The following is a 13,120-nucleotide window of genomic DNA, read 5'->3' as shown; positions in this document are numbered from 1 at the left end:
TGGTTCAGAAAAGCGGAAGCGCCTTGCCCACGAAGGAACGCAGACTAAAAGAGCCACGTCCTGTGGCAACGTCTGCATGACCCCCATCCTGGGGGCCTCAAGCACAAGACCAGCCTCCCGGAAAGGCATTCTTTGTCTTTTCGGGAGGATTGCTCGAAATGTGGAGGCGACTGCCCAGGGACGACAGGCATAAGCCGGTTCCTGTAAGAAGGCGTTCTTCCTTCTGAAAGGAAAAGGCTTATGACCCCGAGTCCCTAGGAGCCGCAACAAGACATGCTTGTGACCTCGAGGGGGCAGGCGCTGGAGCTAGACAGTTATCGACGTTCAAAATTTATACTTTCTATCTTATGAAAATGGGAGGTTAAAGGATGGCTCTAATGTGGGCAATTACAATCGGTTTTATGGTTTCATTGGGACTGGCCGGATTTATGCTTGTCCATTTTTTAAAGGGGGCAATGGATTCCAGTGATTCCACGACAGTTGATAGGATTCAGAGTGATCCGGAAGAGTAGAGAAAAGAGGCTGCAGTAAAGGCAGCCTCTTTCTTAGTTTTGGCAATTTGCGCAAAAAAACGTTTTCCGGGAAGAAATTTCTTCTTTCACTATAGGGCTGCCGCAGCGGAGGCATGGCTCTGCTTCTCGATCGTATACTCTGCATTGTTTATTATACCCCCCGGTTTTAGCATCTCCTTTAAACAAAGGCACTTCCATATAGCCGCCAAACTGGATGGCCCTGGTTAAGACACCCTTCATAGATTGAAAAAGGATTTTTATTTCCTCCTCATCCAATTCATCCGCTTTTCTCATAGGCAGCAAGCCCGCTTCAAAACAGATTTCATCGCTGTAGCAGTTGCCGATTCCTGAAAGGAACTGCTGATTGATAAATGTCGTTTTCAGCATTCCTCTTCTGCTTCCGATCAGTTCGCGAAAGGCCGGAAATCCTAATGTTTGATCCAAGGGCTCCGGTCCCAGATCTGAAAGCTCCTTTTCCAACTCTGTGTCTGTCAGCAAGTGGAGATAGCCAAGTCTAAGTCCAATAAAGTAAAGCTTTTTATCTCCAAAAGAGATAATGATCTGTTTGGTGCGGTCAGGATTGTCTGTTTCATTGCCAATATACATCCAGCCGCCAAGCATCAGATGCAGCAACAGATTTTTACCGGAGCTCAGCTTAAAAATAAGATGTTTAGCCCTTCGGTGGATTTCGGATATTTGCGTATTAATCAGCTGACTTTTAAATTGGACAGGCGGCACGTTGATGGATTTCTCCCGATTCACCTCTACATCTGTAATGACTTTACGGGCCAGCTGCTCCGTTAAAAGCCTTTTGTAGGTTTCCATTTCCGGAAGTTCAGGCATGGCGTCAGCTCCTTCCTAAAATACTGTTACCTTAGTATTTAATGGAAGGAATCACTTCATTCCTGAAAACTGCGCCTTGAATTTTTTTACAATTGTTCGATATTTCGTAACAGTACTTTCCAATATTTTGATATTGAAAATGGTACGATGGTGTTATAGGGAGGTTTTTCAAATGCAAAAGAACCGTTCCAGCAAGCAAACTTTTATGTTTTTTCTCATTTATTTTGCGTTATTATGCAGTTTAATTTTTGCGGCTGTTACCCTTAAACCTTCTTTTCTACAAGAACAGCCTTCAGAAATTTCTTCTGCTTTTTCAAAAGAACTCGAGATTCACAAGCACAAACAGGAAAAGAAAACAGCTGAGAACGAAGGAAAATGGCAGCCATCCTACCTTTGTGATCACAGCTATTTCTATTGGCTCTTGTCTAGATATTATCGTTGTACTTCTCTGGGCCCGTCATGAAAATAAAAAGAAACGGGACGGACAATTCTCTAACCCTAATAGATTGACCAATAAGAAGTGGTTCTGGTACTTGGTTTCAATGGGCATTGTTCTGCACAAGGATGGCAAGTTGACATTCAGCCTGAAAAACTTCATCGTAACTATTATCTTTTTGGTATTATTGAAGCTTTGGCTGTTTGACCAGCTTGAGAGCATCTAATAGTCATCACAGACTCTGAATAATAGCCTTATTCAGCTGGGCAATGATATCATCCGCATGTTCAATTCCGATGGATATCCGCACCACCTGCTTGGTAATGCCGAGTTCCCTGCATACTTCAGGGGGCAGTGCCCGGTGCGATGTTGTCAGCGGATGGGATACTGACGTTTCAACACCCGCAAGTGTCGGCACAATTTTAATCCACCCCAGCTCTTTAAAAAACTCATTCACATCAGCACTGTCAGCCAATTCAATCGTCACAATGGCGCCAAACCCTTCTTCACCGTGCTGAAAAGGATAATAGACATTTTTTATTTCTTGATTTTGCTCTAATGCCCTTGCCGCTCTAATGGCATTTGCTGACTGCTGCTTCATTCTGAGAGCCAGGGTTTTCGCTCCCCTGCAAGTCAGCCAGGCCTCAAACGGACTTAAATTAGCCCCAAGGTTAACAATTTTTCCGCGTGCTTTTCCGATCAGCTCTTCTTCTCCAGCCAGGACACCTGCTGTAATATCGCTATGCCCGCCAATGTACTTCGTTGCACTATGAACAACTAAATCAATGCCTTTCAAATAAGGCTGGCAATGATATGGAGTGGCAAATGTATTATCGATCAGGGTAACGAGATTATGCTTCTTTGCCAGGCGGACGACTTCCTCAAGGTTTTCCACCCGCAATAGAGGATTTGTGATGGATTCAGAATAAAGAAGTTTTGTATTCTCCTGTATGGCTTCCTCCACTTGTGAAGCATCAGAGAAAGGAACAACGGTTACTTCTATACCGAGCTGTGTCAGCTCTTCTTTGATTAATTGGAAGCTTCCGCCGTACAGGTCATCCGCTGCCACAATATGGTCGCCGCTTTTGACCACAGCAAGCACTCCCGCCAGAATGGCAGATAAACCGGATGAGGCAGCCGTCCCGGCTGGTGCTCCTTCCAGGCTGGCAATTAATTCACCAAGCTCATCCGTATTTGGATTTCCGACCCGGGAATATAGATAATTGCCGTTTCCCTGATAAAATCCCTCGAGCTCATCCAGATCATTGAATGAGAAGGCTGAAGTTTGATAGATCGGCGTTACTTTGCTTTGAATTTTGCGGTTGCTCTTACTTTTCTTGTGCAGAACAGAAGTTTCGAAATTCATTTGGCTTTCCCCTTTAAAAGAAATAAGGGCTGGACAATGCCCAGACCTTTAATGCAATAATTAGCTGAATTATAGAAAAATTATATCAATACAGCTTTTATGCGTCAATGAAGGAAAGGATCTCTACTTTACTTCCTTCAAAAAGCTTTTAGTCCTGATGCCTGTTCGCCGAATGATTAAAGTTGTGTCTACATTTATATCAGCATCACTAAATTTTTCATCCCAGTTTTTCTGGACTTTTTTGAAATTCTGATAATCCTGTCTCAGCACAACTTCACCAAAACCAAAAATATCGGTACCATATTCCTGCTGAACCTTCTCAATCGTTTTTGTGACCATCTCATTAATCTGTTTTTGGGCAGTTTCTGCACTTTCTTTATAAGTCCTTGCTTTATCAAACTGATCGTTGCAATGAGTCCCGTCAATATACGCCTCAGCTCTGATTTTTATATTAATCTTTGCTTTTCCATTTTCGAGTTTTCCTTTAATCTTTGTCCTTGTATCATATATTCTAAGCCCAATATACCGGTTTTCACTGCATTTGACTGTAATGGATGTTTTTTTGATCTTATTCTGAAGCCATAAGTAATTTCTTGAATCCTCCAGTGTCAGAAATCCTTCCAGCTTATCACCTTTGAATATAGCCAGTGAGTCCAGGACGACAAGCGCATCCGGGGTGACCTTCATCATATTTTCCGCGCTGGCGCCAGCTTCCGGGTCACCCTTGATCCTGACAGCAGCCATTACAGGCTGACGTCCCGGAGCGGTCCATGCTGTAATGACATCATTCATCCTCACGCCTGGATCTCCGCCCCAATCCTTCATCATGGTGTCCAGCTGAGTGTGCAATTTTAAAGAAGTAGATTTCTGAAATTGATACGTCACTTTTAATACATCAGATCCCTTTCCCCCTCTTGCAATCAAAATATTAAAATCATCCCGGATTTCCCGGTTTCTCTCCAGAAAATCAATAAAATCAATAATCCCTTCTTTTGCAAGTTCTTCTCCAATAATCAAAGTGCGCATGTGGGAATAGATCAAATGCCTGGAAATCCCTTCATTCACTCTATAAGTCAGTTCTGCCAGAGAGTTTCCTTCAGCAGAATAAACAATGGATGGCGCATTTCCGCTGGCAGTGCGGTTATTCAATTCTGTTGCATTTATGCCTTCTACAGTCAGAGTATACTTTTCATCCTCGCCCTTATCCACAGCCATTCCTGTCACAACGGTTATTTCGCCCAGCTCTCTCTGATCCCAGCATCCAGAGAGCAGTATAGCAGTCAAAATAACGGCAAACACCACACCATAATTTCTCAATTGGACTGCTCTCCTTCCATTGGAGGAGGAGAAGGCGACCCGGTCTTTGAAAACTTTTCAGGATTCTGTGTTTTTAGGTAAGCTGGCCGCTTCCACATACTCCAAATCGGGAACCGGAAAAAGACATCTTTCTGCTGCTCAATGATAAATGGAGCAACAGGTGAAAGATAAGGAACGCCAAAGGATCTGAGAGAGCTTAGATGGGCGACAATAAAAACAAGAACAATCAGGACGCCATAAAGGCCCAGAAAAGCCGACACAATGATCAGCAGGAATCTTAACAGCCTTGCTGCAGCAGCAAAACTATAAGTGGGTGATACAAAATTGGCGATGGCTGTAATGGCGACAATGATGACCATTATATTTGATATAATCCCTGCTTCAGCTGCAGCCTGTCCGATTACGAGAGCGCCTACAATTGATACTGTCTGCCCGACAGCACGAGGCATCCGGACACCGGCTTCACGCAGAATCTCAAAGGTAACTTCCATCAATAGCACTTCAATGACTGCCGGAAATGGCACTCCCTCCCGCTGTGCGATGATACCGAGAAGCAGGGGTGTCGGCAGAAGTTCATGATGAAAGGTTAAAATCCCGACATATAAGGATGGCGTAATCAAGGCAATCATAAACGATAAATACCTGATCATTCTTAAAAAGCTTCCCATCATGAAGTTTTGATAATAATCTTCTGCAATGGAAAAGAAATCAACCAGAACAGCCGGAACTACCAGCACAAAAGGAGTCCCGTCAACAAGGATGGCAATTTTCCCTTCAAGCAAATTGGATGCCACCGCATCTGGCCTTTCTGTATTCAGCGCCAGCGGAAAGGGTGTAGCTGATTTGTCTGCAATCAGCTCTTCAATATTTCCAGATTCAAAAATGGCGTTCACTTTGATTTGGCCAAGCCTTTTGCGGACTTCCTGGACGATCTTCTCATTTGATATGCCTTCCATGTACCCGATGTATACAGAAGTATTAGTCTCAGATCCAATAATAAATTTTTCAAAACGAAGCTTTCTGTTTTTAATTCTTCTCCTCAGCAGACTAACATTTGTTGATATCGATTCCACAAAACCATCCTTTGGCCCCCTAATAACCGTCTGGGTGCTTGGCTCTGTAATGGAACGGTCTTCACCTGAGGCCATGGAAAGGGAAAGCGCTTTTTCCATATCTTTAAAAATAATAATGATGTTGCCATAAAGGAGTGCAGTAATGATATCATCGAATGACTTAACCAGCTGGTAACCTGCCCCTCCGAATTTCTCTTTGCATAGCGATTTCAAATCGTCCTCCGTTGTTAATTCAATTCCATCCTCCTTCCCGCTGAGCGATTGCAGGATCGTTTCTTTTAATAATTTTGTATCAATCATTGTTGTAAGATAGATGAGTAAAGCATCTTTTCCTTCTGTTTTCAGCTCATCCATGCTTAAATCAACCGTGCTGCCGAACTCTGCATTTATTCTTTTTTTCAGCTGTTCCAGACTCATGCTTTTAAGATCTGGGCCAGTGTCCGCAGCTTCCGCAGGCTGAACAGGATATTCTTTCTTTTGGCGCATTTTTAAAAGTGATTTAAGAATACTCAAAACTTCATCCCCTTCACACCGGGTTTAGCCTTTTTCTTTCGCCGCTTCCACAAAACTGCGATCAGCAGAAGTGATGGCAGTCCAAACTGCAATGGCAAGTGCAGGAAGTATGGGACCAACTCAAGCCCCTCCTGCCAATGATCACCGAAATTTACTGATATTAATATAGAAAAAGATGAAACAATCATGGCTACCGGCAAGGAAAAATACCGGTAAGGAAGCCGGAAGGTGTACTCAAGGCCTTTCAATCCAGCAAACATGAACACCGAACCCTTGACCAAAATCCCCAGCATCATAATAAAAACAACGAGTGCATCTATTCTTTCAATAAAATTGCCGATTGAGACTTCGCGTGCAGAACTGAGCATAGGAAAATTGGAACGCTGCAAAGCATCAGCTCCAAGTGTGACAATCATCAGAAACATCGCAAATAATAAAAGTGCACCTGCTATTCCCACTCCCATCAATGAAACACGCAAACAATATTTAAAGTTGGTTACAACCGGTAGAATGAGTGTAAATGCAATGAGCTCGCCAAAAGGGAACACGATTAAAGTTGGAAAAAGCGCATTCAAAACTGGCCGAAGCCCATCCCCAAGCACAGGCTTAATCTCATGTAGATTGGCATTGCCGCTTGCAAATAGCAGGATGGTTAGAAGAAACAAAAATCCGAATAAATAAGGAGTGAAAATTTCCGAAGTTCTCCCCAGGACTTCAAGACCGAGATACAAAATATAAGACATCAGCAGACAGATGGTCAGCGAGATGATTTCTATTGGTGTCGATGGCAGAATGGCCGAAGCAATCAATTCGCCAAAATCACGGACCACCCTGCAGGCCAGATACAGAAAGTAAACCACGTATATAATAGAAAAAATGATTGCAAGCGGCCTTTTAAAGCCAAACTCCATCATCTCGAATAAATTTTTTCCAGGCACCCGGCTGATTAAGAAATAATAGAATAGCATGATTCCAAACCCGATCATTATGGCGGCTGCGATTGCAATCCAGGCATCTTTCTTGGCATCCCCGCCTACTCCGACAACAATGGCGCTTCCTAAAAGGAAATTGATCAACAATGTCAGCAGCTGGCTGAGAGATATATTCTCTTTTAACATTCCATCACCAATCCCTTTTAAAATGTACGTTCAGTTAGCATGTCCCAGCGATTCCTTTACCTGGATGCCCCTGATTTTTTCTTCGCTTTAAAAAGACGAAAATCAATGACTGCACTTGAAAGCAATCCAATAAGTACAGAAACAATAATGATCATTCTTCCAGTGGCAATCTCCGTAAACAGTAAATTCCTCAAAGCTTCCCATATCGTATAATCAAATATTTTCATATCAAAAAGTGCAGCTAATATAGTCAATAGCAGAAATATGCTCAGATAGCTTAATGTAATCATGACTGTACCCCATTAACATTCGATACTGTATATCTTTTCTCGGCCTGCACATTTTATCCAGAATTGATAAAAAAAACAGTTGAGAACCTGATTTATCATTCCCCCTGATTAATTAACAATTTAATGGGTATGGTTAGAGAAGGAGAATTTGTATAGGAATAGGGTTTGCAGGAAAAATTATGGACGAATATAACGTTACAGGAGGACAGGGTATGACGACATCCAACCACAAAACGCCCCAATATCCAGAGCCTTATTGGAGGGAGGAGGAACTTCCGGCCTTCGACAAGCTCAGAGAAGATGCTCAAACGGAAATTGCCATTGTAGGTGGCGGCATCACAGGCATTACGGCGGGTTACCTTCTTGCCAAAGAAGGCTATAAAGTGGCTATTCTTGAAGCCGGCAATATATTAAACGGTACTACCGGACATACGACAGCAAAATTAACAGCACAGCATGGATTAATTTATGATGAATTGATCAGTCATTTTGGCGAGGAAAAAACCAAACTCTATTATCAGGCTTCAGCAGATGCTATAGATTTTGTACGGAACATTGTATCAGAAAAACAAATTGATTGTGATTTCAGCAACGAAGAAGCAATCATATATGCTGTTTCAGAAGAGTATGCCCGAAAAGTTGAAAAAGAGCGGCAAGCCTATGAAAAACTCGGAATTCCAAGCGGAATGAAAGAGAGCATTCCTTTTTACATCAAAACAACAGCGGTGCTCTCCATGTTTGATCAAGCCCAGTTTCATCCGCTGAAATACCTGAAAAAGCTTCTTAAAGATTTTGTGGATTTAGGCGGTATTGTTTATGAAAATACAACAGCTGCAGACATTGAAGAAGGCAGTCTGCCTGATGTCGTGACAAGAGAAGGCCATCGCCTGAAATGCAAATATGTCATTGCTGCTTCCCACTTCCCTTTTGCGGATATGAAAGGTTTTTATTTTGCCAGATTATCTCCGGAAAGATCTTATGTCCTTGGCGTAAAAACCAAAGAGGATTTTCCTGGAGGCATGTATTACAGTGCCGATTCACCTACCCGCTCACTGAGGTACACACCCTATAACGGAGACAAACTCATTTTAGTGAGCGGCGACAGCCACAAGACGGGCCATGGACCGGATACGATGAAGCATTACGAAGCCCTTGAAGTCTTTGCGGAAGAGGTGCTCGGCATAACCGATTATCCTTATCGCTGGTCTGCCCAGGATTTATATACGCTTGATAAAGTCCCGTATATCGGCCCAATTACGTCCAAACAGAAGAATATCTTTGTCGCAACCGGCTACCGGAAATGGGGAATGACAAACGGGACTGCAGCCGCCATGCTGATAAAAGATCAGATTATGGAAATGGACAACCCTTATGCCGAGCTGTTTACGCCATCCAGATTCCAGGCTGACCCAAGCATTAAAAAGTTTATTGCAGCCAATACAGATGTAGCCGGCCAGCTGATCAAAGGGAAGCTTGAATTCGTGCCTAAAGAAACGGCAGATCTGTCCCATGATCAAGGCGGCGTCGTGATGATCAATGGCAAACGGACAGGTGCATACAGGGATCCTGAAGGCAGTCTCCATCTTGTGGATACAACCTGTACTCACATGGGATGTGAATGTGAATGGAACCACGGCGACCGCACCTGGGACTGCCCGTGCCACGGCTCCCGCTTCTCCTATGACGGAACAGTCGTTGAAGGTCCTGCTGCCAAGCCTCTGAAGAAAGTTGAAGAATAAGGCATTAATACGTTTTTTTAATTGAAATGTAAAAAAAGACAGTCTTCAAAGGGAAAACTGTCTTTTTTATGCACTTTGCGAGGATTTACTTGCCAGTAATGGAGCTAGTACCGATTTATGTGCGGATAGAATTTTTTCTGTGCGTATAGCTTAAATTTATGTGCGGATAAAATTTATTCTGTGCGTATAGCTCATTTTATGTGCGGATAGTATTCTGCGTTGAAAATATGGCTGCATTCTAGTTTTTGAAATGCTGGATAGCCTGCTTTTACTTCCGGATAGCTGGATTTTACTTGCAGATAGCTCATTTTTATTTTCGGATAAACCGTTTTATTGCGGCATAGTTCATTTTTCTCCAGCAACAAAAAAATCCCCCTTCTAAAAAGGAGGATTTGGTTCATCAGTCCTGCACGTTGTTTTCTTTCTTTTCTTTGCTTCCGGTTGTAAATTCAACAAGCTCTTCGCTTGTGCGTTGTGGTCTGTGTTTATTGTTATTGCGCTGTGCATTGCCGTTGCCGCGTTTGGTTCTGCCCATATTATCATCTGCTCCTTTTTTGTTTTATCAGGAGTAGTATGAGTCAATAAAGGAACAGTTATTCTGATGCCGGGAGTTCAATTTCTGGAGCTTTCCTATGCTTAGTGGCCTGTTCAAAGGCATAAGCCAGTTTGATGAGAAGAGGTTCACTGTAAGCAAGTCCTGTAAATGTGATGCCCACCGGCTCGCCTTCCGGGGTATATCCGGCCTGCACTGTGATGGATGGATATCCCGCTTTTGCAGGGATGCCTGCACCATAATTATTCGGGAACACGATGGCATCGAGATGATGCTCTTTCATTACGTAATCAATGCCCTTCTCACCTGAAAAATAAATATCCTTCTCAAGTGCAGATATATAGGCCATTTCCGTCAGGTTTCCGCTTGTTTCCTCTGATTCAATCAGGATGGTTTGGCCATATTTTAAGCATTTTCCGCTATGATTTTCATTAAAATCAATGACATCGGACAGTGAGTGAATATTAAGGTGCTGTGCCACCGTTCGCAGGTAGGCATTCAAATCAGCTTTAAATTCATATGTCAGGACATCATAGCTCCACTCTCCTTTGGCGGAAGGAATCACTACCCCGTCCAGCACCTCTGCACCCAGCTCTTTTAAATCGTTTACCGCCTTATTCATGACTGAGAGCTTCTCTGAACTTAGGTAGTCAAAATAAGTCTCCCTGGCAATGCCGATTCGCGCCCCTTGTAATCCGGCTTCATCAAGGAAAACGGTAAAATCCATGCCCTGCAGATCTTTATTTGTCAGGGTAATCGGGTCATTTTCGTCAGGTACTGCAAGCACGTTCAATAATAAAGCGGCATCCTTAACCGTTCTCGCCATCGGTCCGGCAGTATCCTGACTATGGGCAATTGGAATAATGCCGGTTCGGCTGACAAGTCCGACTGTCGGCTTAATTCCAACGAGAGAATTCTGGCTGGCTGGACTTAAAATGGAACCTGATGTCTCCGTTCCAATGGCTGCGGCCGCAAAATTAGCGGCGATGGCTGCACCGGATCCTGCGCTCGAACCTCCCACATCAAATTTTCCCGTTCCATATGGATTCAAGGTTTGTCCGCCCCGTGAGCTGTATCCGCTTGGCATCCCTTCCGTCATAAAATTGGCCCATTCTGTCATATTTGTTTTTCCTAAAATAACGGCTCCCGCTTGTCTTAATTGAGACGCCACAAATGAATCCTTTTGTGCACAATGATCCTTCAAAGCGAGTGAACCTGCAGTTGTATGCATTTTGTCCCCTGTATCAATATTATCCTTTATCAATATGGGAATGCCGTGAAGAGGGCCGCGCGCACCCTGTTCTTTTCTTTCCGCATCCAGAGACGCTGCTATATGCAATGCATCCGGATTGAGTTCTAAAACAGAATGGATCTTTTTATCCAGATGTCCAATCCGGTTCATGTACATCAATACAAGTTCTTTGGAGGAAATTTCCCCAACCTGCATTTTTTCCTGCAATTCATCTATCGTCGCTTCAAGCAGATCGTTATCATGAAAGCTCTTTAGCATTGGATTCTCCATCATCGATTTCCCCTTATTCTTTAGTTAAATAAAGCTCCACATACTAATTCGCTTAGAAAAGGAGAAATTCCTTTTTATAAAAAGAATGCCAGGCACCAACTGATATGGGTGCCTGGCTGTTTGATCATTATACGATTTGGCCGCCTCGCATTACCTTCTTTTCTGCATTGAGGCCCAGTTCTTTGCCCATTTTCTTAAGTTCGCGCTCTTCTCTTTCAGTAACAAGGGAGATAACGGTTCCGCTTGCGCCGAATCTTCCTGTTCTTCCTGAGCGATGAACATATTGATTAACATCTTTCGGGAAGTCGAAATGGACAACATGGGAGACTCCTTTGATGTCCAGCCCTCTTGCCGCAACATCTGTAGCAATCAGCATATTGGTTTTGCCGGTGCGGAAGTTCTTGATTGCTTTCTGTCTGTCGAATTTGCTCAGATCACTGTGCAGGGTGCTTGAAGAGATATTTTTAAAATCAAGCTTTTCGGCCATAACGGTCAGGTTGCCGATATCCTTAACGAATACCAATGCTTTTATGTCCTCGAGCCTTGAGATTTTTTCAAGCATTTTAATTTTGTCCCTCGCTTCTGCCACAAAATAAATATGGTCCACACCTGCAGCCTGAATGGTTTCATCTTTCTCAACACGAATCACTTCAGCATCAGCTGTAAGCTCTTTCGCAAGCTGTTCAACAACCGGCGGCAGTGTCGCTGAGAATAATAGGACCTGGCGTTCTTTAAGTGTAGATTTAACAATATTTTGCACAGTCTGAGCATGTTCAGGCACGAGAAGCTGATCTCCTTCATCAAGGACAACAGTTTTTACTTCATGCATTTTCAGCTTTTTCTGTTTAATCAGCTCCAGCACCCGGCCTGGCGTTCCTAAAGCGATGTGCGGGTGCTTCTTCAATTTCTCAAGCTGCCTTTTCACATTGGCTCCGCCGATAAAAGAAGCAGCTTTAATCCCGCTGCCCTCAGCCCATTTTTGGATCTCACTTAAGATTTGCATCACAAGCTCCTGTGAAGAGGCTAAAATAACGGCCTGTACCGCCTGTTTATCCGGGTCAATTTTCTCAAGGGCCGGCAGCAAATACGCAAGTGTCTTGCCTGTTCCGGTCGGTGACTCGGCAATAATATCCCTGCCTTCCAAAGCCTGTGGAACCGCCTCTGCCTGAACGGTCGTCGGCTGTGCAAATGCAGACTTTTTCCATGCCTCCTGGATAAATGGCTTCATATTGTCAATAAAAGATTGTGTCATATGTTACTCCTTTTAACTTTTTCGAGTGTAATCAGATATTTATTAGTATAGCCGAAAATCGGAAAAAACTAGTATCGGTAATGATACTAGCTTATAGGCTGGGAGTTGTCCACCCTCAACAGAAAAAGGCGCGAAGCCATTGCTGGCATTCGCACCTTTAAAGCTTATTTGTGAATCCATACGGCTCCAGCAGAGTTATCCTTCGCTTCACCAATCACTTGGAATTTCAGGCCATGTTCCGGAACGATGCGTCCTGCATCAGGAATAAGACTGTTAATATATGTTTTTGAATCATCAAAAACAGAAATTCCCTTTAAACCAGGGTAGTCATAATCACCGCGGGTTGGCGAGCTTACTTCCCATGCTGGTGCTTTGTCCAGGGAGAACGCAGCATCTGCAATCTGATATCTTGTGCTTTGAGATACTGTTTCTTTGCCGTCTAACAGACCGGTAATGGCTTCCGGATGTGAATCCACCACTCCAAGGAAACCTTCCCCAGGATGAACGCCAACCCAGTTGTCTGTGTGGCTGTCATCGGCATACCAAACAACTAAACCAGTGTTGTATTTAACAGATCGGAAGAGCG

13 protein-coding genes and 1 pseudogene are annotated in these 13,120 nt (G+C 43.5%); 3 read left to right on the top strand and 11 right to left on the bottom strand.

Annotated features, from left to right (window positions below; translation table 11 throughout):
• Nucleotides 1–368: 368 nt before the first annotated feature.
• Complete coding sequence (locus tag ACEQ1T_RS19435) at nucleotides 369–512, top strand: hypothetical protein (protein WP_019382584.1); 144 nt, start codon at nucleotides 369–371, stop codon at nucleotides 510–512.
• A 33-nt stretch (nucleotides 513–545) separates the two neighbouring features.
• On the opposite strand, the gene ACEQ1T_RS19430 is transcribed toward ACEQ1T_RS19435, so the two are convergent.
• Nucleotides 546–1,355 (bottom strand): Fpg/Nei family DNA glycosylase, encoded by an 810-nt coding sequence (locus tag ACEQ1T_RS19430; protein WP_206841884.1) that lies wholly within the window; start codon nucleotides 1,353–1,355, stop codon nucleotides 546–548.
• Between the two features lie 248 nt (nucleotides 1,356–1,603).
• Here ACEQ1T_RS19430 and ACEQ1T_RS19425 point away from each other — a divergent pair, with 248 nt between their 5' ends.
• A complete protein-coding gene (locus ACEQ1T_RS19425) occupies nucleotides 1,604–2,017 on the top strand; it encodes a hypothetical protein (RefSeq protein WP_244671245.1) in 414 nt (137 codons plus the stop codon).
• A gap of 6 nt (nucleotides 2,018–2,023) precedes the next feature.
• Here ACEQ1T_RS19425 and ACEQ1T_RS19420 read toward each other — a convergent pair whose 3' ends face one another.
• From ACEQ1T_RS19420 to ACEQ1T_RS19400, 5 genes are all read right to left on the bottom strand, one after another.
• Nucleotides 2,024–3,157: a PLP-dependent aspartate aminotransferase family protein gene (locus ACEQ1T_RS19420; RefSeq protein ID WP_206841882.1), complete on the bottom strand. Its 1,134-nt coding sequence runs from the start codon at nucleotides 3,155–3,157 to the stop codon at nucleotides 2,024–2,026.
• 123 nt (nucleotides 3,158–3,280) lie between these two features.
• Nucleotides 3,281–4,474: a Ger(x)C family spore germination protein gene (locus tag ACEQ1T_RS19415; protein WP_370224323.1), complete on the bottom strand. Its 1,194-nt coding sequence runs from the start codon at nucleotides 4,472–4,474 to the stop codon at nucleotides 3,281–3,283.
• Nucleotides 4,471–6,060 (bottom strand): spore germination protein, encoded by a 1,590-nt coding sequence (locus tag ACEQ1T_RS19410; RefSeq protein WP_370224322.1) that lies wholly within the window; start codon nucleotides 6,058–6,060, stop codon nucleotides 4,471–4,473. The genes ACEQ1T_RS19415 and ACEQ1T_RS19410 overlap by 4 nt, the downstream gene beginning before the upstream one ends.
• The gene (locus ACEQ1T_RS19405) at nucleotides 6,057–7,178 is read right to left on the bottom strand and encodes a GerAB/ArcD/ProY family transporter (RefSeq protein ID WP_206841861.1); all 1,122 of its coding nucleotides are present in this window, start codon (nucleotides 7,176–7,178) and stop codon (nucleotides 6,057–6,059) included. Before ACEQ1T_RS19405 ends, ACEQ1T_RS19410 begins: the two co-directional genes overlap by 4 nt.
• Nucleotides 7,179–7,234: 56 nt before the next feature.
• Entirely contained in the window at nucleotides 7,235–7,468 is a 234-nt protein-coding gene (locus ACEQ1T_RS19400; RefSeq protein ID WP_206841858.1) for a hypothetical protein, read from the bottom strand.
• 212 nt (nucleotides 7,469–7,680) lie between these two features.
• On the opposite strand from ACEQ1T_RS19400, the gene ACEQ1T_RS19395 reads away from it, so the two are divergent.
• Nucleotides 7,681–9,207 carry an FAD-dependent oxidoreductase gene (locus ACEQ1T_RS19395; protein ID WP_370224321.1) on the top strand — a complete coding sequence of 509 codons (1,527 nt, stop codon included), beginning with the start codon at nucleotides 7,681–7,683 and terminating at the stop codon, nucleotides 9,205–9,207.
• 191 nt (nucleotides 9,208–9,398) lie between these two features.
• On the opposite strand, the gene ACEQ1T_RS19390 is transcribed toward ACEQ1T_RS19395, so the two are convergent.
• From ACEQ1T_RS19390 to ACEQ1T_RS19370, 5 genes and pseudogenes are all read right to left on the bottom strand, one after another.
• Nucleotides 9,399–9,569 carry a hypothetical protein gene (locus ACEQ1T_RS19390; RefSeq protein WP_206841853.1) on the bottom strand — a complete coding sequence of 57 codons (171 nt, stop codon included), beginning with the start codon at nucleotides 9,567–9,569 and terminating at the stop codon, nucleotides 9,399–9,401.
• A 38-nt stretch (nucleotides 9,570–9,607) separates the two neighbouring features.
• Nucleotides 9,608–9,742 carry a hypothetical protein gene (locus ACEQ1T_RS19385; protein WP_019382593.1) on the bottom strand — a complete coding sequence of 45 codons (135 nt, stop codon included), beginning with the start codon at nucleotides 9,740–9,742 and terminating at the stop codon, nucleotides 9,608–9,610.
• A gap of 58 nt (nucleotides 9,743–9,800) precedes the next feature.
• Nucleotides 9,801–11,282 (bottom strand): amidase family protein, encoded by a 1,482-nt coding sequence (locus tag ACEQ1T_RS19380; RefSeq protein ID WP_370224325.1) that lies wholly within the window; start codon nucleotides 11,280–11,282, stop codon nucleotides 9,801–9,803.
• A 127-nt stretch (nucleotides 11,283–11,409) separates the two neighbouring features.
• Nucleotides 11,410–12,534, bottom strand: coding sequence for a DEAD/DEAH box helicase (locus tag ACEQ1T_RS19375; protein WP_206841850.1), 1,125 nt, complete (start codon nucleotides 12,532–12,534; stop codon nucleotides 11,410–11,412).
• A gap of 164 nt (nucleotides 12,535–12,698) precedes the next feature.
• A pseudogene (locus tag ACEQ1T_RS19370) lies at nucleotides 12,699–13,120 on the bottom strand (peptidase M6); the annotation flags it as partial.

This window comes from Cytobacillus sp. (assembly GCF_964223445.1).
In the GTDB taxonomy this organism is placed as follows: Bacteria; Bacillota; Bacilli; order Bacillales; family Cytobacillaceae; genus Cytobacillus.
This window is presented reverse-complemented; position numbering and strand designations above follow the sequence as displayed.

Bases quoted from the DNA above. Each gene is read 5' to 3' on its own strand.
- ACEQ1T_RS19435 (WP_019382584.1), top strand. From the start codon at position 369: ATGGCTCTAATGTGGGCAATTACAATCGGTTTTATGGTTTCATTGGGA.
- ACEQ1T_RS19430 (WP_206841884.1), bottom strand. From the start codon at position 1,355: ATGCCTGAACTTCCGGAAATGGAAACCTACAAAAGGCTTTTAACGGAG.
- ACEQ1T_RS19420 (WP_206841882.1), bottom strand. From the start codon at position 3,157: ATGAATTTCGAAACTTCTGTTCTGCACAAGAAAAGTAAGAGCAACCGC.
- ACEQ1T_RS19405 (WP_206841861.1), bottom strand. From the start codon at position 7,178: ATGTTAAAAGAGAATATATCTCTCAGCCAGCTGCTGACATTGTTGATC.
- ACEQ1T_RS19400 (WP_206841858.1), bottom strand. From the start codon at position 7,468: ATGATTACATTAAGCTATCTGAGCATATTTCTGCTATTGACTATATTA.
- ACEQ1T_RS19395 (WP_370224321.1), top strand. From the start codon at position 7,681: ATGACGACATCCAACCACAAAACGCCCCAATATCCAGAGCCTTATTGG.
- ACEQ1T_RS19385 (WP_019382593.1), bottom strand. From the start codon at position 9,742: ATGGGCAGAACCAAACGCGGCAACGGCAATGCACAGCGCAATAACAAT.
- ACEQ1T_RS19380 (WP_370224325.1), bottom strand. From the start codon at position 11,282: ATGGAGAATCCAATGCTAAAGAGCTTTCATGATAACGATCTGCTTGAA.
- ACEQ1T_RS19375 (WP_206841850.1), bottom strand. From the start codon at position 12,534: ATGACACAATCTTTTATTGACAATATGAAGCCATTTATCCAGGAGGCA.